Annotated in this window: 22 protein-coding genes; 18 read left to right on the forward strand and 4 right to left on the reverse strand. The window is 59.0% G+C overall.

Annotation, left to right across the window (positions count from 1 at the left end; all coding sequences use genetic code 11):
* Nucleotides 1-245 precede the first annotated feature (245 nt).
* From FHL16_RS00655 to FHL16_RS00695, 9 genes are all read left to right on the forward strand, one after another.
* Entirely contained in the window at nucleotides 246-1574 is a 1329-nt protein-coding gene (locus tag FHL16_RS00655; protein WP_010466659.1) for an OprD family porin, read from the forward strand.
* Nucleotides 1575-1947: 373 nt separating this feature from the next.
* Complete coding sequence (locus FHL16_RS00660) at nucleotides 1948-3291, forward strand: OprD family porin (protein ID WP_010466661.1); 1344 nt, start codon at nucleotides 1948-1950, stop codon at nucleotides 3289-3291.
* A 293-nt stretch (nucleotides 3292-3584) separates the two neighbouring features.
* Entirely contained in the window at nucleotides 3585-4223 is a 639-nt protein-coding gene (locus FHL16_RS00665; protein WP_077747179.1) for a peroxiredoxin, read from the forward strand.
* A 316-nt stretch (nucleotides 4224-4539) separates the two neighbouring features.
* Complete coding sequence (ssuE, locus tag FHL16_RS00670) at nucleotides 4540-5133, forward strand: NADPH-dependent FMN reductase (RefSeq protein WP_077747180.1); 594 nt, start codon at nucleotides 4540-4542, stop codon at nucleotides 5131-5133.
* 101 nt (nucleotides 5134-5234) lie between these two features.
* Entirely contained in the window at nucleotides 5235-6200 is a 966-nt protein-coding gene (locus tag FHL16_RS00675; protein WP_010466667.1) for a sulfonate ABC transporter substrate-binding protein, read from the forward strand.
* Between the two features lie 25 nt (nucleotides 6201-6225).
* A complete protein-coding gene (ssuD, locus tag FHL16_RS00680; RefSeq protein ID WP_077747181.1) occupies nucleotides 6226-7374 on the forward strand; it encodes an FMNH2-dependent alkanesulfonate monooxygenase in 1149 nt (382 codons plus the stop codon).
* A gap of 7 nt (nucleotides 7375-7381) precedes the next feature.
* Nucleotides 7382-8164, forward strand: a complete 783-nt coding sequence (gene ssuC / locus FHL16_RS00685) for an aliphatic sulfonate ABC transporter permease SsuC (protein ID WP_077747182.1) — start codon at nucleotides 7382-7384, stop codon at nucleotides 8162-8164.
* On the forward strand, nucleotides 8161-8967 hold the full coding sequence (ssuB, locus tag FHL16_RS00690; RefSeq protein WP_077747183.1) for an aliphatic sulfonates ABC transporter ATP-binding protein: 807 nt from the start codon (nucleotides 8161-8163) through the stop codon (nucleotides 8965-8967). Before ssuC ends, ssuB begins: the two co-directional genes overlap by 4 nt.
* A 107-nt stretch (nucleotides 8968-9074) precedes the next feature.
* The gene (locus FHL16_RS00695) at nucleotides 9075-9290 is read left to right on the forward strand and encodes a TOBE domain-containing protein (RefSeq protein ID WP_003229256.1); all 216 of its coding nucleotides are present in this window, start codon (nucleotides 9075-9077) and stop codon (nucleotides 9288-9290) included.
* A 202-nt stretch (nucleotides 9291-9492) separates the two neighbouring features.
* On the opposite strand, the gene FHL16_RS00700 is transcribed toward FHL16_RS00695, so the two are convergent.
* Together FHL16_RS00700 and FHL16_RS00705 are read right to left on the reverse strand one after the other, a co-directional pair.
* Nucleotides 9493-10131 (reverse strand): TetR/AcrR family transcriptional regulator, encoded by a 639-nt coding sequence (locus tag FHL16_RS00700; RefSeq protein WP_077747184.1) that lies wholly within the window; start codon nucleotides 10129-10131, stop codon nucleotides 9493-9495.
* Nucleotides 10132-10394: 263 nt separating this feature from the next.
* Nucleotides 10395-11771: a glutamine synthetase family protein gene (locus FHL16_RS00705; protein ID WP_010466681.1), complete on the reverse strand. Its 1377-nt coding sequence runs from the start codon at nucleotides 11769-11771 to the stop codon at nucleotides 10395-10397.
* A 278-nt stretch (nucleotides 11772-12049) separates the two neighbouring features.
* Here FHL16_RS00705 and FHL16_RS00710 point away from each other — a divergent pair, with 278 nt between their 5' ends.
* From FHL16_RS00710 to FHL16_RS00745, 8 genes are all read left to right on the forward strand, one after another.
* On the forward strand, nucleotides 12050-12430 hold the full coding sequence (locus FHL16_RS00710; RefSeq protein WP_077747185.1) for a glutamine amidotransferase: 381 nt from the start codon (nucleotides 12050-12052) through the stop codon (nucleotides 12428-12430).
* Between the two features lie 37 nt (nucleotides 12431-12467).
* Nucleotides 12468-13826, forward strand: a complete 1359-nt coding sequence (locus FHL16_RS00715) for a glutamine synthetase family protein (protein WP_010466683.1) — start codon at nucleotides 12468-12470, stop codon at nucleotides 13824-13826.
* Between the two features lie 59 nt (nucleotides 13827-13885).
* On the forward strand, nucleotides 13886-15250 hold the full coding sequence (locus FHL16_RS00720) for an aspartate aminotransferase family protein (RefSeq protein ID WP_010466685.1): 1365 nt from the start codon (nucleotides 13886-13888) through the stop codon (nucleotides 15248-15250).
* A 169-nt stretch (nucleotides 15251-15419) separates the two neighbouring features.
* The gene (locus FHL16_RS00725) at nucleotides 15420-16532 is read left to right on the forward strand and encodes a polyamine ABC transporter substrate-binding protein (RefSeq protein ID WP_010466686.1); all 1113 of its coding nucleotides are present in this window, start codon (nucleotides 15420-15422) and stop codon (nucleotides 16530-16532) included.
* 188 nt (nucleotides 16533-16720) lie between these two features.
* On the forward strand, nucleotides 16721-17818 hold the full coding sequence (locus FHL16_RS00730; protein WP_077747186.1) for a polyamine ABC transporter substrate-binding protein: 1098 nt from the start codon (nucleotides 16721-16723) through the stop codon (nucleotides 17816-17818).
* Nucleotides 17819-17891: 73 nt separating this feature from the next.
* The gene (locus FHL16_RS00735) at nucleotides 17892-19034 is read left to right on the forward strand and encodes an ABC transporter ATP-binding protein (protein WP_010466690.1); all 1143 of its coding nucleotides are present in this window, start codon (nucleotides 17892-17894) and stop codon (nucleotides 19032-19034) included.
* A gap of 35 nt (nucleotides 19035-19069) precedes the next feature.
* Nucleotides 19070-19951 carry an ABC transporter permease subunit gene (locus FHL16_RS00740; protein WP_169857238.1) on the forward strand — a complete coding sequence of 294 codons (882 nt, stop codon included), beginning with the start codon at nucleotides 19070-19072 and terminating at the stop codon, nucleotides 19949-19951.
* Nucleotides 19948-20841, forward strand: coding sequence for an ABC transporter permease subunit (locus tag FHL16_RS00745; protein WP_010466694.1), 894 nt, complete (start codon nucleotides 19948-19950; stop codon nucleotides 20839-20841). Before FHL16_RS00740 ends, FHL16_RS00745 begins: the two co-directional genes overlap by 4 nt.
* A gap of 132 nt (nucleotides 20842-20973) precedes the next feature.
* Here the strand turns inward: FHL16_RS00745 and FHL16_RS00750 are convergent, their stop codons facing one another.
* Complete coding sequence (locus FHL16_RS00750) at nucleotides 20974-21615, reverse strand: HD domain-containing protein (RefSeq protein WP_077747187.1); 642 nt, start codon at nucleotides 21613-21615, stop codon at nucleotides 20974-20976.
* Nucleotides 21616-21950: 335 nt separating this feature from the next.
* Between FHL16_RS00750 and FHL16_RS00760 the strand changes: the two genes are divergently transcribed.
* The gene (locus FHL16_RS00760; RefSeq protein ID WP_010466698.1) at nucleotides 21951-22916 is read left to right on the forward strand and encodes a GlxA family transcriptional regulator; all 966 of its coding nucleotides are present in this window, start codon (nucleotides 21951-21953) and stop codon (nucleotides 22914-22916) included.
* A 127-nt stretch (nucleotides 22917-23043) separates the two neighbouring features.
* On the opposite strand, the gene FHL16_RS00765 is transcribed toward FHL16_RS00760, so the two are convergent.
* Nucleotides 23044-25455, reverse strand: coding sequence for a penicillin acylase family protein (locus tag FHL16_RS00765; protein WP_077747188.1), 2412 nt, complete (start codon nucleotides 25453-25455; stop codon nucleotides 23044-23046).
* Nucleotides 25456-25457 lie beyond the last annotated feature (2 nt).

Raw genomic sequence — 25457 nt, forward strand, 5'->3', positions numbered from 1 at the left:
GAGGAATGGAGCGGAGCTTCATTCCTAAAAGGTATTAAAAAGAACAGACCAATTCTTTTTGGGTTTGTGACGAACGCACGACCCTGCAAGGACCAAAAAAAACGGGGATTAGACCATGGTCGTAGACACACATAGTTACGATTGACTTGTGAGTCACGGTCTGGCGCTAATCGCGCATCTTAGGATCCCGGGCATTCGACTCAGGGCCAGGAATACAAGAATTAGAAACGAGAGGAGCTAAAACAATGAACAAGTCCACCTTGGCCTTGGCCGTGGCCGTAGGGGTTTTGGCGCAGCAAGCAGGCGCCGCGGGTTTTATCGAAGACAGCAAGGCATCCGTCAGTTCCCGCACCATGTATTACAACGCGGACACCCGCGAAGGGACTGCGAACGATCAAAGAGAGACCGCTGAAGGTCTCAAGTTCGATTACCAGTCTGGTTTCACTCAGGGTGTTGTTGGATTCGGTATCGATGCCCAGGCGGTCGTTGGCATTCATCTGGACGGTGGCCGTGGTCACCACCCGGATAACAACTCCTTCTTCCCAAGCGATTCCGACGGTTCGGCGTCGGACCCATGGAGTCGCGCAGCCGCCAACGTCAAGGCGCGTTTCTCGAAGACCGAGGCTCACCTGGGCGGCGCTCTGCAACCGAACATGCCGATTCTGGTCGCGAACGACAGTCGTCTGCTGCCACAGAGCTTTGAAGGTGGCACCATCACCTCGAAGGAAATCGACAACTTCACCTTTAACGTCGGCCAGTTTGAGCACGCAGCGGGTCGCGCCTCGTCGAACACCACCGGCCTGGCCGTGGCAGGCGGTACCGAGGAAAGCAACAAGTTCCGGTATGCCGGTGCGGACTGGAAGGTCACCAAAGACCTCACCCTGCAGTACTACTACGCGAACCTGGAAGACTACTACAAGCAGAACTTCCTCGGTCTGGTGCACGTCTACACGATCGCACCCAACCAGTCGTTCAAGACAGACCTGCGCTATTTCGACAGCAGCTCCGACGGCAAGAACGGCGATGCGGGCTATCGGTTCAATAACAACGGTGGTTTCGCCAAGAACCCGGGCGAGGTCGATAACAAGACCTGGAGCGCCATGTTCACCTACACCCTGGGTGCCAACGCCTTCCTGCTCGGCCATCAGCGTGTCAGCGATGACGGTGGCTTCGTTTACCTGAACCAGGGCAACGTGGTCGACAGCAACGGTCGCAACGAAGGCGCGGGAGGAACGAGCTTCTACCTGTTCACCGACGCCATGGTTAACGGCTTCGTCCGTGCTGGTGAGAACACCACTTTCGGTCAGTACACCTACGACTTCGCTTCTCTGGGTGTTCCTGGCCTGAAAGCCTCGGCCGCCTACCTGCGTGGCGATAACATCAAGGCTACCAACGGCGTGGGTAAAGACCAGACCGAGTGGGAACGCGACCTGCGTGTGGATTACGTGATCCAGACAGGCGCGCTTAAAGGCTTCGGCACGACGTTGCGTCACGGTACCTACCGCGGCGATACCAACATCTCTGCGCAAGACCAGACCCGTCTGATCTTCAACTACACCTACAGCTTCCTGTAACACCCACCAGAAATAGCCTCGCCTCAGGGCGGGGCTTTTTTTCGCGTTTTATTTGATATTCCAAATAGACCTTAAATAGTAATTTATTATTCTTTTTGGATTTTTATCCGGGCGCCTAAAGTGGCAAGCCAAGGAGCCGATACCCTGTGTTCGGCGCGAATAGCTATATTCCGAAATGGCATTAAAAATAATGAAATAAATGTTTTTCGGTTTTACCATGCGCCCCCCAAAAAATCACAGCGGGTAGGCCGCGACCGTAGATGCGCGTTGTCACGATGACATGCGGTCTGGCGCTAACCGCGCTTTTCAGGATCCAGGGCATCCGACCCAGGACCAGAAGCATAAAAAATTAGAAACGATAGGAGCGAAACAAATGAACAAGTCCACCTTGGCCCTGGCCGTGGCCGTAGGGGTTTTGGCGCAGCAGGCAAGCGCCGCCGGTTTCATCGAAGACAGCAAGGCCACTCTGGGTCTGCGTAACTTCTACATCAACACCGATAACCGTGATGGTTCGGGCGCGAACAAAAACGAAGAGTGGGGCCAAGGCTTCGACCTGCGTTTCATCTCCGGTTACACCCAAGGCACTGTCGGCTTCGGTATCGATGCGATCGGCCTGTTGGGCGTGCGTCTGGATTCGGGCGGTGGTACCAACGGTGCCAGCAATAACTCGTACGGCGGCACAGTATTCCCGAGCGAGTCCAACGGCGAAGCAGTTGATAACTTCTCCAGCCTGGGCCTGACGGCAAAAGCCAAGATCTCCCAGACCGAACTGAAGCTGGGCACGTTGCAGCCAAAGAACCCGGTTATCGTGACCAACGACGGTCGTCTGCTGCCACAAACCTGGCAGGGTGGTCAGATCACTTCCGGCGAGATCAAGGACCTGACGCTGGTTGGCGGTCAGATCGAAGCCGTGAAGGGACGTAACTCCAGCAACAATGAGCAGCTGAGCATCGGCGGCGCCAACGCTCGTACCGCCAGCGGCCGCGACAGCAACAAGTTCATCTATGCCGGTGGTGATTACAAAATCACCAAAGACCTGACTGCCCAGTACTACTACGGCAATCTGGAAGACTTCTACAAGCAGCACTTCCTGGGTCTGGTACACAACTGGGCTATCGGCCCTGGCGTGTTGAAGTCTGACTTGCGCTACTTCAACAGCTCGGATGACGGCGCAAACGGTCACGACCCGCTGTACTACAGCTCCGGCAACTACAGCAGCACCTCCAATGGCAAAGGCAAGGTCGATAACAATCTGTACAGCGGCTTGTTCCTGTACACCGTTGCCGGTCACACCTTCGGTGGTGGCTATCAGGTCAGCAACGGCAGCAGCGACTTCCCTTGGCTGAACCAGGGCGACGGTTCGTCGAACTACACCATCACCGACATGCAAATCCAGAAGTTCGGCCGTGCCGGCGAGCGCACCTGGCAAGCTCGCTACTCGTTTGACTTCGCCAAAGTCGGCGTGCCTGGCTTGACCGCTGGTATGGTTTATCTGCGTGGCGACGATATCGACACCAATCGCACCTCTACTGCTGCAGCCGGTAATAACAGCACCGAGTGGGAACGCGACCTGACTGTCGGTTACGTCGTACCGGAAGGCCCGTTGAAGAACGTTGGCTTGATGTGGAAAAACGCCACCTGGCGCACAAACATCCCGGGCGTTCGCTCCCAGGACGAAAACCGTCTGATCGTCAGCTACTCGATCCCGCTGTTGTAACAGCGCTCGCGTAACCGCTGAAAAAAAAGCCCCGCCCGGCATCTCGCCGGGCGGGGCTTTTGCGTTTGCAAGGCGGGGTCACCCCCGTAATCCCGCCGTGAAAACTCCCTCTTTGCAGCAACTCAAGGCCTTCTCGAACCTTGTCGGCGATGTTCGTCCTGATGTTCGTGGAGGTCCAGTGAATAGATATTTAATATTCATTGATGATCTAAACAAATCGATATTTATTCTTTTTAAATCATAAGGAACACAGGCAAAGTTAAGCCCGACAAGCACTCATCAGGAGCAGCACCATGAGCCTCAGACTGGGCGATATCGCCCCCGACTTCGAACAGGATTCCAGCGCCGGCACCCTCCGTTTCCACGAATGGCTGGGCGATAGCTGGGGCGTGCTGTTTTCCCATCCGGCGGACTTCACGCCGGTGTGCACCACCGAACTGGGCTTCACTGCCAAGCTCAAGGATGAGTTTTCCAATCGCGGCGTCAAAGCCATCGCCCTGTCCGTGGACCCGGTGGACTCGCATCACAAGTGGATCGAGGACATCAATGAAACCCAGAACACGGTCGTCAATTTCCCGATCCTGGCCGACGCGGACCGCAAGGTCTCCGACCTCTATGACCTGATCCACCCGAACGCCAATGACACCCTGACCGTGCGCTCGCTATTCGTGATCGACCCGAACAAAAAGATTCGGCTGACCATCACCTACCCGGCGAGTACCGGGCGCAATTTTCACGAGATCCTGCGGGTGATCGACTCGCTGCAACTTACCGACAACTACAAGGTGGCCACCCCGGCCAACTGGCAGGACGGTGATGAAGTGGTGATCGTGCCGTCGCTCAAGGACGAAGACGAAATCAAGCAGCGCTTTCCCAAGGGTTACCGCGCGGTGAAACCGTACCTGCGTCTGACGCCGCAGCCCAACAGGTAAGCCATCAACATTTTCGGTGTGGCTGGTATCGCCATCATGAGCAGGTAGAACGCTATCCACTGTGGGAGCGAGCCTGCTCGCGATGACGGAATTGCAGGCACCGCAGAAAGATTGAACCGTATCCATAAAGCAGGGGATTTCAGGCCGTTTCGACGGCCTTTTTTTCGCCCGCAGGAAGTGTCTTCTTATATATCCAATACGCATAACCAAATGAATAAATATGATTTATAGATATAACAATCACCTGTTAAGGTCACCTCCATTACAGCGAGATCGCAAACCGCGAATCGCCAACACCGTGCAAGGAATCATTTGAATGCTGGTCGTCTCACTCGGTGGCAGTCCCAGCCAACGCTCCCGCTCCGGGGTGCTGCTGGAGCGCTCCCAACGCTGGTTGCAGGAGCAGGGTGTGGAAGTGGTGAGTTACCAGGTGCGGGACTTCCCGGCCGAAGACTTGCTTCATGCACGCTTCGACAGCCCTAAGGTGATCGACCTGCTGCAACAGATTGAAAATGCCGATGGCCTGTTGATCGCCACTCCGGTCTACAAGGCGTCGTTCTCCGGTGCACTGAAAACCGTGCTGGATTTGCTGCCCGAGCGCGCGTTGGACCACAAAGTGGTTTTGCCCATGGCGACCGGCGGCAGTATCGCCCACATGCTGGCGGTGGATTACGCGCTCAAGCCGGTGCTGTCGGCGTTGAAAGCCCAGGAAATGCTCCATGGGGTATTCGCGGTAGACAGCCAGATCGCTTACGGCGAAGGCAGCGCCCAGGCGCAGTTGGCGCCAGAGCTGGAACAACGACTGAGGGAATCGCTGGAGCTGTTTTTCAGCGCCATGGCCCGACGGCCCAAGCCGATCGATCCGAAGCTGTTGAATGAACGTTTGTTGAGTGCTCGCTGGAGCATTTAAGTCAGCACTAAAGCCACACCTGAAATTGATGTACTGGCCTTACTCGCCCGCTAACGGGCAAGCAGGTGCAGCCAAAACCCAACTGCAAAAAGGAGAGCGCCATGCGCACTGTCATTTTGCGTCGTGGTCTGGTCGCTCTGTTTGCAGCGGCTGTCACCTTCGGCGCCATTACTCAAGCTCAAGCCGAGACGTTGCGAATCGGTTATCAAAAGTACGGCACCCTGGTGCTGCTCAAAGCCAAAGGCACGTTGGAAAAACGCCTCGCCGCCCAAGGCGTGGACGTGCAATGGACTGAATTCCCCGGCGGCCCGCAGTTGCTTGAAGGCCTGAACGTCGGCTCGATCGACTTCGGCGTCACCGGCGAAACCCCACCAGTCTTTGCTCAAGCCGCCGGCGCCGATCTGCTCTACGTCGCCTACGAACCGCCAGCGCCACACAGCGAAGCGATCCTGGTGCCGAAGGATTCACCGATCAAATCGGTGCAGGACCTCAAGGGCAAGAAAGTCGTCCTGAACAAAGGCTCCAACGTCCACTACTTGCTGGTCCGCGCACTGGAAGACGCCGGCCTCAAATACACCGACATCCAGACCGTATTCCTGCCGCCGGCCGATGCCCGCGCTGCGTTCGAGCGTGGCAGCGTCGATGCGTGGGTGATCTGGGATCCGTACCAGGCTGCCGCCGAACAGCAACTGCAAGCGCGGACCCTGCGCGATGGCCAGGGCATCGTCGACAACCACCAGTTCTATCTGGCGACCAAGCCTTACGCACAGAAAAACCCTGAGGTGATCAAGACCCTCGTGGAAGAAGTGCGCGCCGTCGGCGAGTGGTCCAAGGCCAATCCAGTCGAGGTGACCCAACAGGTTTCGCCACTGCTCGGCTTGCCAGCGGACATCACCCTGACCTCGATGAAACGTCAGGGTTACGGCGCGTTGTTCCTCACGCCTGAAGTGGTCGCCGCCCAACAGAAAATCGCCGACAGCTTCTACCAGCTCAAGCTGATCCCGAAACCGTTGAGCATCAAAGACGTGATCTGGACGCCACCGGCAGCCGTTGCCAAAACGCAGTAATTCGATTCCCCAAGGCTACCACTCCATGAGCCTCAATATTTTCTGGTTCCTGCCTACCCACGGCGATGGCCATTACCTTGGCACCGCCGAAGGCGCCCGCGCCGTCGACCACGGTTACCTGCAACAAATCGCCCAGGCGGCGGATCGCCTGGGCTTCGGTGGGGTGTTGATTCCCACCGGTCGCTCCTGCGAAGACTCGTGGCTGGTGGCGGCGTCGCTGATTCCAGTGACTCAGCGTTTGAAATTCCTTGTCGCGCTGCGCCCCGGGATCATTTCCCCGACGGTGGCCGCGCGTCAGGCGGCGACCCTGGATCGCCTGTCCGGCGGCCGTGCGTTGTTCAACCTGGTCACCGGCGGTGATCCGGAAGAATTGGCCGGCGACGGTTTGTTCCTGACTCACGAAGAGCGCTATCAAGCCTCGGTGGAATTCACCCGCATCTGGCGTCGCGTACTGGAAGGCGAAACCGTTGATTACGACGGTCAGCACATCAGCGTGAAAGGCGCCAAGTTGCTCTATCCACCGATCCAGCAACCGCGTCCGCCGCTGTACTTCGGCGGTTCGTCGGAAGCGGCGCAAGACCTCGCGGCCGAGCAGGTGGAAATGGTCCTGACCTGGGGCGAGCCACCGGCCGCCGTCGCCGAGAAGATTGAACAAGTGCGAGCCAAAGCCGCGAAGCTGGGTCGCACCGTGCGTTTCGGCATTCGCTTGCACGTGATCGTTCGAGAAACCAATGCCGAAGCCTGGCAAGCGGCGGATCGGCTGATCTCCCATCTCGACGATGGAATCATCGCCCGAGCCCAGGCTTCTCTGGCCCGGTTCGATTCGGTCGGCCAGCAACGCATGGCCGCGCTGCATGGCGGCAGCCGCGACAACCTGGAAGTCAGCCCCAACCTGTGGGCCGGTGTCGGCCTGGTACGTGGCGGCGCCGGTACGGCGTTGGTGGGCGATGGTCCGACCGTGGCTGCCCGCGTGAAGGAATACGCGGACCTGGGCATCGATACCTTCATCTTCTCCGGTTATCCACACCTGGAAGAGTCGTACCGGGTTGCGGAATTGCTGTTCCCGCACCTCGACGTCGAACGTCCGGAACTGCCCCAAGGCGCCAATTACGTCAGCCCGTTCGGTGAGATGGTCGCCAACGACATTCTTCCCAAAGCCGCGTCCCAGAGCTGAGGCGCGCATGAAGAGACTTATCCACAACCTCGCGCCCTGGGCGTTGCCGGTGTTGCTGTTCGCGGTGTGGCAGTTGTCAGTGTCGGCGGGCTGGTTGTCGACACGGATTCTCCCGGCGCCGGTCGCGGTCATCGAGGCCGGCGTGAGCCTGGTGCGCAGCGGCGAAATCTGGACGCACCTGGCAATCAGCGGCTGGCGTGCTGCGCTGGGCTTCGCCATTGGCGGCGGCATCGGCCTGACCTTGGGTTTCATCACCGGTCTGTCGAAGTGGGGCGAACGCCTGCTCGACAGTTCGGTGCAGATGATCCGCAACGTGCCGCACTTGGCGCTGATTCCGTTGGTGATCCTGTGGTTCGGCATCGACGAGTCGGCGAAGATTTTCCTGGTGGCGTTGGGCACGTTGTTCCCGATTTACCTCAACACTTATCACGGTATCCGCAACGTCGATCCGGCGTTGGTGGAAATGTCGCGTAGTTATGGCTTGTCCGGTTTCAGCCTGTTTCGCCAGGTGATTCTGCCGGGGGCGCTGCCTTCGATTCTGGTGGGTGTGCGCTTCGCGCTGGGCTTCATGTGGTTGACGCTGATCGTCGCGGAAACCATTTCCGCGAGCGCCGGCATTGGCTACCTGGCGATGAATGCCCGGGAGTTTTTGCAGACCGATGTGGTGGTGCTGGCGATTCTTCTGTACGCCGTGCTCGGCAAACTCGCCGACCTCGCGGCCCGCGGGCTTGAGCGCGTGTGGTTGCGCTGGCACCCAGCCTATCAAGTTGTTAAAGGAGGTGCGGCATGACGGCTCAACAACCTCCACGGTTGCAGCGCGGGATCCCGCTGGTGGTGCGTAAGCTGCAAAAAACCTACGGCTCTCGGCAGGTGTTGCGTGAGATTGACCTGCACATTCCAGCGGGTCAGTTCGTTGCCGTGGTGGGTCGTAGCGGTTGCGGCAAAAGTACCTTGCTACGGTTGCTCGCCGGTCTCGACAAACCCACCGGGGGTGAATTGCTCGCCGGCTCCGCGCCGCTGAACGATGCCCGGGAAGACACCCGATTGATGTTCCAGGAAGCGCGTCTGCTGCCGTGGAAAAAGGTCATCGACAACGTCGGCCTCGGGCTCAAGGGCAACTGGCGGCCACAAGCGCTGGAAGCCTTGGAATCGGTCGGCCTGGCGGATCGCGCCAATGAATGGCCCGCCGCATTGTCCGGTGGCCAGAAACAACGTGTGGCCCTGGCCCGCGCGCTGATCCATCAACCGCGCTTGCTGTTGCTCGACGAACCCCTGGGCGCGCTGGACGCCCTGACCCGAATTGAAATGCAGCAGTTGATCGAACGGCTCTGGCAGACGCACGGCTTCACCGTGTTGCTGGTAACCCACGACGTCAGCGAAGCCGTGGCGATTGCCGACCGGGTGATCCTGATCGAAGAGGGCGAAGTCGGCCTCGACCTGCCCGTTGAATTGCCCCGCCCACGCGTGCGCGGCTCCCATCGGCTGGCGGCGCTGGAAACCGAAGTGCTCAATCGCGTGCTGGCGCTGCCCGGCCAACCGCCGGAACCGGAACCTGTTTCACCCTTGCCCACGCAATTGCGCTGGGCGCAATAGACGCAGCGGCGAGTTGCAAGCTTCAAGCTGCAAGAAGAAGCAGGGCGCTTTTACTTGCCACTTGTAGCTTGCCACCTGCAGCTCATTTCGACCTCAGGAGAAATCGTATGACTATCAAAGCCATCAACGTCCGCAACCAGTTCAAAGGCTCGATCAAGGAAATCGTATTGGGCGACGTGCTGTCGGAAATCGACGTACAGACCGCTTCCGGCATCGTCACTTCGGTGATCACCACGCGTTCAGTGAAAGAGCTGGAACTGGTGGTCGGCAGTGAAGTGATCGCGTTTGTGAAATCCACCGAGGTGTCGATCGCCAAGTTGTAAGGGCATGCCGTGCAGACAACCCCGGAGGGTGTGAACCCTTCGGGGTTTTTTATGTGTTTGAATCAGTGAGTTTAGCGGTGCGGCCTTCGCGAGCAGGCTCGCTCCCACAGGGAGTTGTACCGTACACAGACGCTATGCCCGCTGAAGATCCAATGTGGGAGCGAGCCTGCTCGCGAAGAAGCCATCGCAGGCACCGCAGAAATCAGGCGTAAATGGGGCGCTTCGGCAGGTACGGCGGCAGATAAAGCCCCAGGTATGCATCAAACACCCGCATCCCTTCCTCTGCCATGCGCGGCGTGATCTGCCCATGCTGCTGCACTGAACGGGCGTAGACGCGGTCGCCGAGCTCCATCGCCAGGGCAAACACATCGACATCGCTCGGCAATCTAGGCAACTCGAAGTGATGATCGAACAACTTGTGCATCAGGTCGCCGAGTTCGATGTCGTGCTGACGGTCGGCCTGGGTGACTTCGGTGAGTCCGTGCTGGGCGAGGATCAGTTGCCGGGCGGCAGCGTCTTCGTCGTAGATGTCGAGCATGCGCTGCTCGACGATTCGCGACAGGTCGCGCCAACCGTTGAGGCCTTCGTGGTCGATGGGCGCTTGCAGACAGGCGCGGAACGCGGCGTGGACGTCGGCCGTCAAGGCTTCAAGCAGCGCCGGGACGCTGGCGAAGAAATGGTAGACGGAGGAGGGCGGGATCTCCGCGCGTTCGGCGACGCTGTAGATCGACAGACTGGCCACGCCTTCGGCCGCCAGCAGCGTGCGGGCGGCATCGAGTATCGAATCGATCCGGGCCTGGCTGCGGGCGCGGGGTTTGCGAACGGTGGCGGTGCGCGTCATTGGAGTCCTCCTGCGGGGCAGCGGGCATTGTACGCAGAGCGGGCACATGTTCCATATCCCCTGTGGCGAGGGAGCTTGCTCCCGTTGGAGGCCGAAGGACTCCCTGTAACAGCGATACGGTTCTGTCAGACACACCTCATTGACTGTTTTGGGGCCGCTTCGCAACCCAGCGGGAGCAAGCTCCCTCGCCACAGGTTTGATGTTGGCCATAAAAAAACGCCGCAGGCTTCAATAGCCGGCGGCGTTGTTTTTACGGCAACCGCTTACACGGTATGCAGGTACCAGTTGTACTCAAGGTCGGAGATGGAGTGTTCAAACTCCTCCAGCTCGCTCTCTTTGCACGCGACGAAGATATCGATGTATTTCGGATCGATGTACTTGGCCATGACTTCGCTGTCGTCCAGCTCGCGCAATGCATCGCGCAGGTTGTTCGGCAGGCTCTGCTCGTTCTGCTCGTAGGAGTTGCCTTCCACGGGGGCGCCCGGCTCGATCTTGTTGGTCAGGCCGTGATGCACGCCTGCCAGGACCGAAGCCATCAACAGATACGGGTTGGCGTCGGCACCGGCCACACGGTGTTCGATGCGCACGGCATCGGAGGAACCGGTCGGTACGCGGATCGCCACAGTACGGTTGTCCAGGCCCCAGCACGGCGAGTTCGGCACGTAGAACTGTGCGCCGAAACGACGGTAGGAGTTGACGTTCGGGCAGAGGAAAGCCATCTGCGCCGGTAGGGTCTCGAGCACACCGCCGATCGCGTGACGCAGTGCGGCGTTCTGCTCGGGATCCTCGCTGGCAAAAATATTCTTGCCATCTTTATCAAGAATCGAGATGTGGACGTGCAGACCGTTACCCGCCTGGCCTGGATAAGGCTTGGCCATGAAGGTGGTGTCCATCTCATGGTCGTAGGCGATGTTCTTGATCAGACGCTTGAGCAGGACCGCATAGTCGCAGGCCTTGATCGGGTCAGCCACGTGGTGCAGGTTCACTTCGAACTGCGCCGGAGCACTTTCCTTGACGATCGCGTCGGCAGGGATGCCTTGCTCTTTCGCACCTTCCAGAATGTCCTGGAGGCAGTCGACGTATTCGTCGAGGTCGTCGATCAGGTAAACCTGGGTCGAATGCGGGCGTTTGCCGGAAATCGGCGAGCGCGGAGGTTGTGGGCGACCGTTCACGTTCTCCTGGTCGATCAGGTAGAACTCAAGTTCGAACGCGGCGCAGATGGTCAAACCCATCTCGTCAAACTTGGTAACAACTTGACGCAAGACTTCACGGGGATCCGCGAAGAAAGGTTCACCTTCGAGTTCGTGCATGGTCATTAACAGTTGCGCAGTCGGGCGCTTCTGCCAGGGTTCATTGCACAGGGTGTCGGGGATTGGATAGCAGATTCGGTCAGCATCACCGATGTCCAGGCCCAGGCCGGTGCTTTCCACCGTCGAGCCATTGATATCCAGAGCAAATAGAGAGGCCGGCAGGTTGATGCCTTTCTCGTAAACCTTGTGGAGACTGGTGCGTTCAATGCGCTTGCCGCGCACCACACCATTCATATCCGCAATCAGAAGGTCAACGTACAGAACCTCAGGATGTTCCTTAAGGAACGCGTTCGCTTCGTTAAGCTGAACGGCACGCGGGGGTACCGACATGATGCAACACCTTTGTTGTTAAAAATATCAATCATTGATCTCTTCGGGTTTCAGTCAACCCGAACGGCATGCCGAAGTCAAGCGAGGCCTTTTTTGCCCTAAAAAAGCGCTCGTAGGGCTTTTTTGAGGCAGTTTGGGGCGTTTTTATGCCTTTGAGCGCTTTAGCGCCCGCGAGCTTGAGCGGGCCGTGTTGTATTTTTTACGGGGGTGTTGTGTAAAAAAATGAACAAGGCTAAGCTCGATTCAAACCCATAACAGCAATAATACCGGGGTGCTTCATGTCTCGCCTGCCGTTAATCGGCGTCGCCATCTGCTCAAGGCAGATCGGTCTGTATGCTTATCACATCAGTGGCGATCGTAGCGTCCACGCCAAGGCAAGCGTTGCCCAAGGCGTGCCGTCGACTCTTACTTCCCCGGCGAACCTGCTGGCACCGTCCGATATTCTGGACGGTCTGCACGACATTCTCTTGACTGCCTCTTTATCCAATATAGTTCCGTTTCGCCCTGGCAGCCCGACCAACGCGTCGGCTTCTGCTCATGATTCTGCACGCTCCACTACGCTCTCACTGACCCACGCCATTACCCGTGTGGGTACTTGTGCGCGGCTATTGCAGTGGCAATCTGTATCACGCGACGCCCGTGCGTCAAACAACGCCTGACTTATAAGAGTCAGGAAACTCAGCCTAAGAGGCATTTATGAGTAACAACCTCGACCAGCTCACCGATTGGTTGAAAGACCACAAGATCACAGAAGTCGAATGCATGATCGCCGACTTGACCGGGATCACCCGGGGCAAGATTTCGCCGACCAACAAGTTCATTGCTGAAAAAGGCATGCGCCTGCCCGAGAGCGTTCTGCTGCAGACCGTGACGGGCGACTATGTCGAAGACGACATCTATTACGAACTGCTCGACCCGGCCGACATCGACATGATCTGCCGCCCCGATCAGAACGCGGTGTTCCTGGTGCCTTGGGCCGTCGAGCCCACCGCGCAGGTGATCCATGACACCTATGACAAGCAGGGCAACCCGATTGAGCTGTCGCCTCGCAACGTACTCAAGAAAGTGCTCAAACTCTATTCCGAGAAGGGCTGGCAGCCGATCGTTGCGCCAGAAATGGAGTTTTACCTGACCAAGCGCAGTGACGATCCGGACTACCCGTTGCAACCGCCTATCGGCCGTTCCGGGCGCCCGGAAATCGGTCGTCAGTCGTTCTCCATTGAAGCCGCGAACGAATTCGATCCGCTGTTCGAGGACGTCTACGACTGGTGCGAATTGCAGGAGCTGGACCTCGACACGCTGATCCACGAGGACGGCACGGCGCAGATGGAAATCAATTTCCGTCACGGCGATGCCCTGTCCCTGGCTGACCAGATCCTGGTGTTCAAACGCACCATGCGCGAAGCCGCGCTCAAGCACGACGTGGCGGCCACCTTCATGGCCAAACCCATGACTGGCGAGCCCGGCAGTGCCATGCACTTGCACCAAAGCATCATCGACCTCGAAACCGGCAAGAACGTCTTCTCTAATGAAGACGGGACCATGAGTCAGCTGTTCCTGCACCACATCGGTGGCTTGCAGAAACTGATCCCCGAGCTGTTGCCGCTGTTCGCACCCAACGTCAACTCGTTCCGCCGCTTCCTGCCGGACACCTCGGCACCGGTGAACGTGGAGTGGGGCGAAGAGAACCGCACCGTGGGCCTGCGGGTTCCGGATGCCGGGCCGCAAAACCGTCGGGTGGAAAACCGCCTGCCGGGCGCCGACGCCAACCCGTACCTGGCGATTGCCGCGAGCCTGCTCTGCGGTTACATCGGCATGGTCGAAGGCTTGAACCCGAGTGCGCCGGTGGTGGGTCGTGGCTATGAACGCCGCAACCTGCGCCTGCCACTGACCATCGAAGACGCGCTGGAACGCATGGAAAACAGCGCGACTATCGAGAAATACCTGGGCAAGAAATTCATCACTGGCTACGTCGCGGTCAAGCGGGCCGAGCATGAAAACTTCAAGCGCGTCATCAGCTCATGGGAGCGGGAATTCCTGCTCTTCGCCGTCTGATACGCCGGGCGTCGTCGTTGTCGGGCGGCGCTTTCACCTGTTTTTTTTTGGAGATTGGTATGACTAGCAACAATCCGCAAACCCGTGAATGGCAAACCCTGAGCAACGATCACCACCTGGCCCCGTTCAGCGACTTCAAGCAGCTGAAAGAGAAAGGCCCGCGGATCATCACCAGCGCCAAAGGCGTTTACCTCTGGGACAGCGAAGGCAACAAGATCCTCGACGGCATGGCCGGCCTGTGGTGCGTTGCGATTGGCTACGGTCGCGATGAACTGGCCGATGCCGCCAGCAAACAGATGCGCGAACTGCCTTACTACAACCTGTTCTTCCAGACGGCCCACCCGCCGGTGCTGGAACTGGCCAAGGCCATCGCCGACATCGCACCGGAAGGCATGAACCACGTGTTCTTCACCGGTTCCGGGTCCGAAGGCAACGACACCATGCTGCGGATGGTCCGCCACTATTGGGCGATCAAGGGCCAGCCGAAGAAGAAAGTCATCATCAGCCGCAAGAATGGCTATCACGGTTCCACCGTGGCCGGCGCGAGCCTGGGCGGCATGACCTACATGCACGAACAAGGCGACTTGCCGATCCCGGGCATCGTCCACATCGCCCAGCCGTACTGGTTCGGCGAAGGCGGCGACATGACACCGGAAGAGTTCGGTGTGTGGGCGGCCAATCAGCTGGAAGAAAAGATTCTGGAACTCGGCGTGGACAACGTCGGCGCCTTTATTGCCGAGCCGATCCAGGGCGCTGGCGGCGTGATCATTCCGCCAGACACCTACTGGCCGCGCATCAAGGAAATCCTCGCCAAGTACGACATCCTGTTCGTGGCAGACGAAGTGATCTGTGGTTTCGGCCGCACCGGTGAGTGGTTCGGTACCGATTTCTACGACCTCAAGCCCGACATGATGACCATCGCCAAGGGCCTGACCTCCGGCTACATTCCGATGGGTGGCCTGATCGTGCGTGACGAAGTGGTCGCCGTGCTCAACGAAGGTGGTGATTTCAACCACGGTTTCACTTATTCCGGACACCCGGTGGCCGCGGCGGTGGCACTGGAAAACATCCGCATCCTGCGCGAAGAAAAAATTATCGAGCGTGTTCATGCCGAAACGGCACCCTATTTGCAAAAGCGTCTACGGGAACTGAACGATCACCCGTTGGTGGGGGAAGTGCGTGGGGTCGGTCTGCTGGGGGCAATCGAGCTGGTGCAGGACAAGGCCACTCGCAAGCGTTACGAAGGCAAGGGCGTCGGCATGATCTGCCGCCAGTTCTGCTTCGACAACGGCCTGATCATGCGCGCCGTGGGGGACACCATGATCATTGCTCCGCCGCTGGTGATTACCAAGGCTGAAATCGATGAGCTGGTAACCAAGGCACGCAAGTGCCTGGACCTGACCCTGAGTGCGTTGCAGGGCTAAGTGCTAGGCTCTGGGCGGGAGTCATGAAACTTTCGCTCAGAGCAGTTCTAAGGGAGGCCTTTCCTTGAAAGACCGCCTCGGATCTTGCCAGACTAGCCGCGGTTCCAGTTGTCCGGGTTCGGCCGCTGAACAAAGTGGTTCAAAAAAGAAAAAATTTGGAGCATTACGCATGAAGGCATTAGGAAAAAAGCTTGCTGGCAAGACACTTCTCGCCATGTCCCTGATGGGCATAATGGCGGGTGCGGTTCAGGCGGACGACAAGGTGTTGCACGTCTATAACTGGTCCGACTACATCGCGCCGGACACCATCAAGAAGTTCGAAACCGAGTCCGGCATCAAGGTTGTCTACGACGTATTCGACAGTAACGAAACCCTGGAAGCCAAGTTGCTGGCAGGCAAGTCCGGTTACGACATTGTCGTACCGTCGAACAACTTCCTGGCCAAGCAGATCAAGGCCGGCGTTTACCAGAAGCTGGACAAGTCCAAGCTGCCTAACTGGAAAAACCTGAACACTGACCTGCTCAAGGCTGTGTCGGTGAGCGACCCGGGCAACGAACACGCTTTCCCGTACATGTGGGGTTCGATCGGCATTGGCTTCAACGCCGAGAAGGTCAAGGCTGCACTGGGTGCGGATGCACCAACCAATTCCTGGGACCTGCTGTTCAAACCTGAAAACGCCGCGAAGTTGAAGTCGTGCGGTATCAGTTTCCTCGATTCGCCAACCGAGATGATTCCGGTGGCGTTGCACTACCTGGGCTATCCAACCGACAGCCAGGACAAAAAACAACTGGCCGAAGCCGAAGCGCTGTTCCTGAAGATTCGTCCTTCGGTGGGCTACTTCCACTCGTCCAAGTACATCTCCGACCTGGCCAACGGCAACATCTGCGTGGCCGTGGGTTACTCGGGTGACATCTACCAGGCCAAGTCCCGCGCGGCTGAAGCCGGTGACAAGGTGAAAGTCAGCTACAACATTCCGAAAGAAGGTGCCGGTAGCTTCTACGACATGGTCGCCATCCCTAAAGATGCCGAAAACGTCGAAGGCGCCTACAAGTTCATGACCTTCCTGCAGAAGCCGGAAATCATGGCTGAAATCACCAACGCCGTGCGCTTCCCGAACGGTAACGCGGCCGCCACCGCCTTGGTTGATAAAGAAATCACCGCCGACCCGGGCATCTACCCGCCGGCAGAAGTGCTGGCCAAGTTGTACGCGATTGCCGACTTGCCGGCCGCGACCCAGCGGATCATGACGCGCAGCTGGACCAAGATCAAATCGGGTAAATAAGCCGTTTTGAGGCAACAACCTGTTGCCGTCGCCTGCGCGGTGACGGCAACAGGTGTAATTAAATGACAGAAAGTTTTGCTGGAACGGTTTTTCGAGGGTAAGTTGCGCGCCGGTTTTGTTGCTGGGCAGCCATGCCTGTCATGTAACGCGGGGCAACTTGGGCCCAACTAATTTTAGAGGACCTCCACTTGCCTATTTTTTCTTTGTTGCGCAATGCCATGCTGGTCGGCGCCGGGCTGACACTCGCTGTCAGTGTCCAGGCCGCCGGCACTGTGCATATTTATAACTGGTCGGACTACATCGGCCCGACGACGCTGGCCGACTTCCAGAAAGAGACCGGCATCAAACCGGTTTATGACGTCTTCGATTCCAACGAAACCCTGGAAGGCAAGTTGCTGGCCGGGCGCACCGGTTACGACGTGGTCGTACCGTCCAACCACTTCCTGGGCAAACAGATCAAGGCGGGCGCCTTCCAGAAGCTCGACAAGTCGAAGCTGCCTAACTATGCCAACCTCGATCCGGTACTGCTCAAGCGTCTTGAGCAAAACGATCCGGGCAACTTGTACGCCGTGCCTTACCTGTGGGGCACCAACGGCATCGGTTACAACGTCGACAAGATCAAGGCGGTACTGGGCGTCGACAAGATCGACTCCTGGAGCGCGGTATTCGAACCGCAGAACATCAAGAAGCTGCACGCTTGCGGTGTCGCGTTCCTCGATTCCGCCGATGAAATGATGCCCACCGTCCTCAACTACATGGGCCTCAACGCTAACAGCACCAACCCCGAAGACTACAAAAAGGCCGAAGCCAAGTTGCTGGCGGTGCGCCCTTACGTGACGTACTTCCACTCCTCCAAATACATCGCGGACCTCGCCAACGGCGACATCTGCATCGCCATCGGTTTCTCCGGTGACATGTTCCAGGCCAAGGCCCGGGCATCCGAGGCCGGCAAAGGCGTGAATGTGGCCTATACCATTCCCAAGGAGGGCGGTGCGCTGTGGTTCGACATGCTTGCGATTCCGAAGGATTCGAGCAACGTCAAAGAGGCCCACGCCTTCATCAACTATTTGTTGAAACCCGAGGTGATCGCACAGGTCAGTGATTCTGTTGGCTATGCGAACCCCAACCCTGGCTCGGACAAGTTGATGGAACAGTCCATCCGCACCGACGAGTCGGTCTATCCACCGCAAGCCGTTCTCGACAAGACCTATGTGTCCGTCGAGTTACCACCAAACATTCAACGTTTGATGACCCGCAGCTGGACCAAGGTCAAGTCGGGTAAATAGCGACAAGGCTCAAACTATCCAAGGTTGGCTCACCTTGAGCGAACTGCACTCTTTTTTTCTGGGAGTTTCGTAAATGGCAGTTGCCTCCGGCGCCTATAAGAAAGCCCTCGAGGGCGACCAGACACCTAAACAGGTGCTGGTCAAAATCGACCGGGTCACGAAGAAGTTCGACGAGACGATTGCCGTGGACGATGTGTCCCTGGAAATCAAGAAAGGCGAGATTTTCGCCTTGCTCGGCGGTTCTGGATCGGGCAAATCCACGTTGCTGCGCATGCTCGCAGGCTTCGAACGGCCCACGGAGGGGCGCATTTACCTCGATGGCGTAGACATCACTGACATGCCGCCATACGAGCGGCCGATCAACATGATGTTCCAGTCCTACGCGTTGTTCCCGCACATGACCGTGGCGCAGAACATCGCCTTCGGCCTCAAGCAGGACAAGCTGCCCGCCTCTGAAGTCGATGCCCGTGTCGCAGACATGCTCAAACTGGTTCAGATGACCCAGTACGCCAAACGCAAGCCGCATCAGTTGTCCGGTGGTCAGCGTCAGCGTGTGGCCCTGGCGCGCTCGTTGGCCAAGCGGCCGAAGCTGTTGCTGCTCGACGAGCCGATGGGGGCGCTGGACAAGAAGCTACGTTCGCAAATGCAGCTGGAACTGGTCGAGATCATCGAGCGCGTCGGCGTGACCTGCGTCATGGTGACCCACGATCAGGAAGAGGCCATGACCATGGCCGAGCGCATTGCGATCATGCACCTGGGCTGGATCGCCCAGATCGGCAGCCCGATCGACATCTACGAAACCCCGACCAGCCGCCTAGTCTGCGAGTTCATCGGCAACGTCAACATCTTCGACGGCGAAGTGATCGATGACGCCGAGGGTCATGCGATCATCACCTGCAAGGACCTCGACCGGAAGATCTACGTGGGTCACGGCATCAGCACCTCGGTGCAGGACAAATCCGTGACCTACGCGATCCGTCCGGAAAAACTGCTGGTGACCCCGACCATGCCGACCTGCGAATACAACTGGTCCAGCGGCAAGGTGCACGACATCGCCTACCTCGGCGGTCACTCGGTGTTCTACGTCGAGCTGCCGAGCGGCAAGATCGTCCAGTCGTTCGTCGCCAACGCCGAGCGCCGTGGCCAGCGCCCAACCTGGGGTGACCAGGTCTACGTGTACTGGGAAGACGATAGCGGCGTGGTACTTCGCTCATGAACATGCGCAAATTCAAACGCCGCCTCAATCGAATAATTCCCGGTGGCCGCCAGCTGGTCATCGGGGTTCCGTTCATTTGGCTGTTCCTGTTCTTCATGCTGCCGTTCTTCATCGTCCTGAAGATCAGCTTCGCTGAAGCCGACGTAGCCATTCCTCCGTACACCGAAATCTACAGCTACATCGACCAGAAGGTGCAGTTGCTGCTTAACCTGAGCAACTACGCGATGCTGGCCGGCGACGAGTTGTACATCGCCGCCTACCTCGGCTCGCTGAAGATGGCGCTGATCAGCACCGTCCTCTGCCTGCTGATTGGCTACCCGATGGCCTACGCCATCGCCAGTGCCCGTAAAGAGCTGCAAACGGTGCTGGTGCTGCTGATCATGATGCCGACCTGGACGGCGATCCTGATCCGCGTGTATGCGTGGATGGGCATCCTCAGCAACAACGGCCTGCTCAACGGTTTCCTGATGACCATGGGCTGGATCGACGAACCGCTGCAGATCCTCAACACCAACCTCGCCGTGTACATCGGCGTGGTCTATTCGTACCTGCCGTTCATGATCCTGCCGCTTTACGCCAACCTGGTGAAGCACGACAACAGTCTGCTGGAAGCTGCGTCGGACCTGGGTTCGAGCACGTTCAACAGCTTCTGGAAGATCACTATTCCGCTGTCGAAGAACGGCATCGTCGCCGGCTGCATGCTGGTGTTCATTCCGGTGGTGGGCGAGTTCGTGATCCCGGAACTGCTGGGCGGTCCGGAAACCCTGATGATCGGTAAAGTGCTCTGGCAAGAATTCTTCAACAACCGCGACTGGCCGGTGGCGTCTGCCCTGGCGGTGGTGATGCTGGCGATCCTGATTGTGCCGATTATTCTGTTCAACCGCAGTCAGGCCAAGGAAATGGAGGGTAAAGAATGAAGCGCTTCCGTTTCTCGAGTTTCATGCTGATCGCGGGCTTGCTGTTCATCTACGCGCCGATGCTGATCCTGGTGATCTACTCGTTCAACGCCTCGAAACTGGTGACGGTGTGGGGCGGCTGGTCGATCAAGTGGTACGTCGGTTTGATGGACAACACTCAATTGATGGGTTCGGTGGTGCGCTCGCTGGAAATCGCCTGCTACACGGCGGTGGCGGCGGTGGCACTGGGTACGTTGGCGGCATTTGTGCTGACCCGTATCACCCACTTCAAGGGTCGCACGCTGTTCGGCGGCCTGGTCACCGCGCCGCTGGTGATGCCCGAAGTGATCACCGGTCTGTCGCTGTTGCTGCTGTTCGTGGCCATGGCGCAGATGATCGGTTGGCCACAAGAACGCGGCATCGTCACCATCTGGATCGCTCACACCACGTTCTGTGCGGCGTATGTGGCGGTGGTGGTGTCGGCGCGCTTGCGTGAGCTGGACCTGTCCATCGAAGAGGCGGCCATGGACCTCGGTGCGCGGCCATGGAAGGTGTTTTTCTTGATCACCATCCCGATGATCGCGCCATCCCTGGGTGCCGGCGGCATGATGTCGTTCGCCCTGTCCCTGGATGACCTGGTGTTGGCGAGCTTCGTGTCGGGCCCGGGCTCCACGACCCTGCCGATGGAAGTGTTCTCGGCGGTGCGCCTTGGGGTTAAACCCGAGATCAACGCCGTGGCCAGCCTGATTCTGCTGGCGGTTTCGCTGATGACCTTCCTGGTCTGGTTCTTCAGCCGCCGTGCCGAAGAAGCGCGCAAGCGTGCGATCCAGCAGGCGATCGAAGAAAGCGCGGCCGACTCCTGGAAACAACCGGACGTGCGTCGCGCCCAGCAGGCGCCGGAAGCGGCTTGATGGTTGGCCACGATTATGTGGCCAACCCCGATCCAGTGTGGGAGCGAGCCTGCTCGCGATGAGGTCGTGTCAGTTGATAGAGATGTCGACTGACACACCGCATTCGCGAGCAGGCTCGCTCCCACAGTTGTTTTAGGACATCCAGGGAGACTTGCGGATGATCTCGACGAAGTTCATCGGCTTGAACCCCGGCTCGCTGTCCACCAGCACATCTGCGTTCACCGTGCCGAACGTAGTGTCCGGCTTGTGTTTGAAGCCATTAGCGAACGCGCACAGGATGCATTCCTTGAACCCCTCGCCCCGTGGGTGCGCATGCACCACTTCCTCACGCTGCACGGTGGGAAACGCGGCGTAATCGATACCCAGCACATCCATTTCCACACCGGCCGTGACCAATGCCACGTTAGGCCGCAAGTGTTGCGGTACGCCCGGCGTGGTGTGCAGGGCAATCGAAAGCCACACCTGCTCGATATCGCCATCCGACAACCCATACGGCTTGAGGAACGCTTTGGCGGCGTTGGCGCTATCGACTTCGAAGCGCTCGTTGTCCGTGCGATGACCTTCCACCAGGCCCAGGTCATGGAACATGGCGCCGACGTAGAGCATCTCTGGATCGTAGGCCAACTGCTTGCGCTCACCGCTCAAGGCGCCGAACAGAAACACCCGGCGCGAATGGTGGTAAAGCAAATCGGACTCGGCGTCGCGAATGTATTCGGTGGTGGCCTTGGCCAACGCGCTGTCGGGGATTTTGATACCGGCAATGATGCTGCTCATGGTGCTTTCCTCGTGGGGAACGCCGTGGCGGCGCTGATGGAACAAGTCTGTTCCGGCCTCCAAAACCGGACAATCGATCCATGGCTGCGATCCCGGCCAATGAGCATGCAAATCGCGCCAACCTCGCTTGTTGCGCCCGGGTTGGCTAAGTTTGGTACCGGCGAATACGCTTTGTGGCGAGGGAGCTTGCTCCCGCTGGGCTGCGAAGCGGCTCCAAAACCTGCAACTCAATTACACCAGGCAAACAGTAGTGACAGGAATGGGAGTGCTGCGCACTCCAGCGCGAGTAAGCTCCCTCGCCACAGGTAAGTGTGACCCGTAGAGGCAATCCAACCATGAGTAAAACCGTTGCCATCGTAGTGTTCGCTGGCGTCCAGTCGTTGGACGTCACCGGTCCCATGGATGTGTTTTGCGAAGCCAATCGCTTCCTCGAACCGCATGACCATTACCGGCTAGAGGTTATCGGCGTCGAGCACGGGATGATGGCGTGCTCCAACGGTTTGTCGCTCAATGCCCATCGGCATTTCAGCGAAGCGCTGGAGGCTTATGACTTGCTGCTGGTGGCCGGCGGGCCGCAATTGCCGTTCCTGGATTTTGGCGCGGCCTTCGATGGCTGGTTGCGCGATGCCTGTGCGCGGGCGCAACGATTTGGTTCGATCTGCAACGGCGCGTTCATGCTGGCCCGGGCCGGATTGCTCGAAGGACGGACCGTCACCACCCATTGGGATGATGCCGCGGCGTTGGCGACAGCGTGCCCATCGACTCAGGTCGATGCCGATCGCCTCTACGTTCAGGACGGTGAGCTCTTCACCTCGGCCGGCGTCACGGCGGGGATTGATTTATCGTTGTACCTCTTGGCTCGGGACCACGGACCTGAAGTGGCGTTGAGCGTGGCCAAGCGGCTGGTGGTGTTCACCCAACGCTCGGGCGGGCAATCGCAGTTCAGCCCGTTCCTCACACCCCACGCCGAACCGACGTCGGCGGTGGCACTGGTGCAACTCTACGTCCTGGCCAACCTGACCGGCGACCTGACCATTGCCGATCTGGCGAACGCGGCCAACATGAGCGCCCGCAACTTTTCCCGGGTGTTCGCCAAGGAGGCGAAAATCACCCCGGCGGAATTCGTCGAGCGGGCGAGGGTGGACGCGGCGCGGGTGCTGCTTGAAAGCACCCATTCACCGCTCAAAACGGTGGCGTATCAATGCGGGTTTCGCGATGCCCAGCACATGCGCACGGTGTTCAGTCGCCGATTGGGAGTGACGCCGCAGCAGTTCAGGTTGAATTTTGCGGCGATGGTTTGAGCCATGAACAGGCGTTGTTCTTGCGGGCCTCATCGCCAGCGGGCTGGCTCCCACAATGGATCTGCGTGTACAGGATCACTGTGGGAGCCAGCTTGCTGGCGATGAGGCCAGTCCAGCCAATACAAAACTATTGAGCACTTCGCGCCGGCAACAGCTTCAACGTACTGCGCGTATTGGCCGTGACTTCTTCGTTATTGAAGTGCGCCTCGTAGTAAATCCCTTCGACATACGCTTCGGCCTGGTCTTCGTAGTGGCTGTCGAACGGCACGCCGCTCTGGCCGACCGGGTTGATGGTCAGGCTGTGGGCCGGGTCGGCAAAGTCGACCAGGCGCCGCGTCGACGGGCCATACGTCACCGGCCACGGCGCCGGGCCGATCTTGGCCGAGAGGTTGTTCGGCACTTCATGGGTGCCGGGCGCCGCGAACGGGCCGACGTTGAAGATTCGGTCCAGCGGCTTCTGCACGCCCAAGGGGTGATCGTGGGTCAGGGTGTGCGCCTTGCCCCACTGCCAGTGCGCGACGTCAGGGCCAAGGGTGGTCTTTAGGTGGGCGATGCTCGCTTGCCAGGCCACTTTCACTGTATCGGCGCGGGTTTCCTTGCCGAGGGTGTTGCGGTTGTCCCACCACGGCGAATCGGCCGTCGCGGCCAGGCGGGGTAGCGCAGCGTCGATCACGCGAGTCGAGAGCAGGGTCTCGAAAAAATCATTCCCCAGCTCATCGTGCATCGTCGCGTCGGCCAGGTTGAACAGGAACTGGTTGAACAGCGTGGCGCTGGTGGAATCCAGCGGGTAATCGCCTTTCCATTGCGCCAGTTGCTCGACCAGTTTCAGTTCGGCGGGATCGCTCACCCCTTCACGCAGTACCGGCAACAGCGGCGCCAACAGACGCGGGCCGTAGGCGGTGGTGGTGCCCAGTTGCAGCTTCTGGTTGGCCTCGTTGTCCCATTTCACGCTCTTGTCGCTGAGCTGATGATTGAGTTGCTGGCCGCGATCGGCGAGGTTGTAGTAACCGGGAATCTCCATGCCAGTCGGCGAAACGGGCTGAAAGTTGGCCGAGACGATGTAGCCGCGCGCCGGATTCTCTTCCTGCGGGTTGGCGCTGAACGGGTAGAAACCCTCCTTGTCCGCCTGATTGGTGCTGCCGTCGAGGATGAAACCGGGCTTCACCCCGGCCGCACGCTTGGGCAGCAGCGCCGAGGCCCACCAACCGATGTCGCCCTTGGCGTTGGCGTAGACGATGTTCAATCCCGGTGCCTGAACCTTGGCCGCTGCGGCGCGGGCCTTGGCCAGGGTGTCGGCGCGGCTGAGCTGGTAGAAACCTTCGAGGATCGGGTTCGGCGTTTCAAGGAACGCCCACCACATGGACACCGGTGTCTTGCCGGCGGCGCTGCCCAGCACATCGTTGATGATCGGGCCGTGGGGCGACTGGCGCAGCTTCAGGGTGACCGGCGCCTGGCCTTTCACCGCGATCTGTTGCTCGGTGTTGACCATGTCGACCCATTTGCCGCGATACCAGACCTGGTTCGGGTTGTCCGGGTTGATCTTCTCGGCGATCAGGTCGAGGTCGTCGTTCTGGAACATCGTCAGGCTCCAGCCGAAGTCCAGGTTGTGGCCGAGAAAGGCAAACGGCACCAGCGCCTGATGATGACCGTAGAGCTCGAAGCCCGGCGCCGACAATTGCGCCTCGTACCATACCGACGGCACCGAGAAGCGAATGTGCGGGTCACCGGCCAGCAGCGGCTTGCCGCTTTTGCTGCGGTTGCCGGCAATCACCCAGGCGTTGCTGCCTTCGAACTGCGGCAGGCCGTTGTCGGCCAAGGCCTGTTCGCTCAGGCGGGCGAGGGCGTTCAGGTCTTTCCAGTCACCGGCAGCGAGGGCGGGGCCGAGTGTTGAGCGCGTCTTGGCCAATACGCCTTTGGGCTGCCAGTCGAGTTCGAAAACACTCAGGTACTCGACGCCCAGTTGGTCGCGCACAAACGTCAGTAAAGGTTCGGTGCGAAACGCGGCGGCAAAACTGTACGCCATGTAACCGGCGACGCTGATGCTGTCTTCGGCGGTGAACGGGCGCTTGTGGATGCCCAGCACGTCGAACTCCACGGGCGCCGCGTGAGTGTCCTGATACTGGTTGATGCCATCCAGATAGGCTTCCAGCGCCTTCCATGCCGGTGACTGACGATCCAGTGCGGCCACATAACTCTCGGCGCGCTCCCGGATACGCAAGCTGCGGAACAGTTTGTCGGTGTCGATCAGTTTCGGTCCGAGGATTTCGGCCAGCTCACCCCGGGCGAGGCGGCGCATGGCTTCCATCTGGAACAACCGATCCTGAGCCTGCACGTAGCCGAGGGTGCGGTAGAGGTCGGTTTCGTTTTCGGTGCGGATATGCGGCACGCCGCGCTCGTCGTAACGCACGGTCACCGAGCCCTGAAGATGCTGCAACTCCACCTGGCCCTGGCGCGTCGGCTGCTTGATGTACACGTACCCGCCGACCCCGATGACGAGCGTGACGATCAGCAATACAAGTACGGTCAGGACGCGTTTCATGG

Source organism: Pseudomonas sp. FSL W5-0299 (genome assembly GCF_005930655.1).
Classification (GTDB): Bacteria; Pseudomonadota; Gammaproteobacteria; order Pseudomonadales; family Pseudomonadaceae; genus Aquipseudomonas; species Aquipseudomonas mandelii.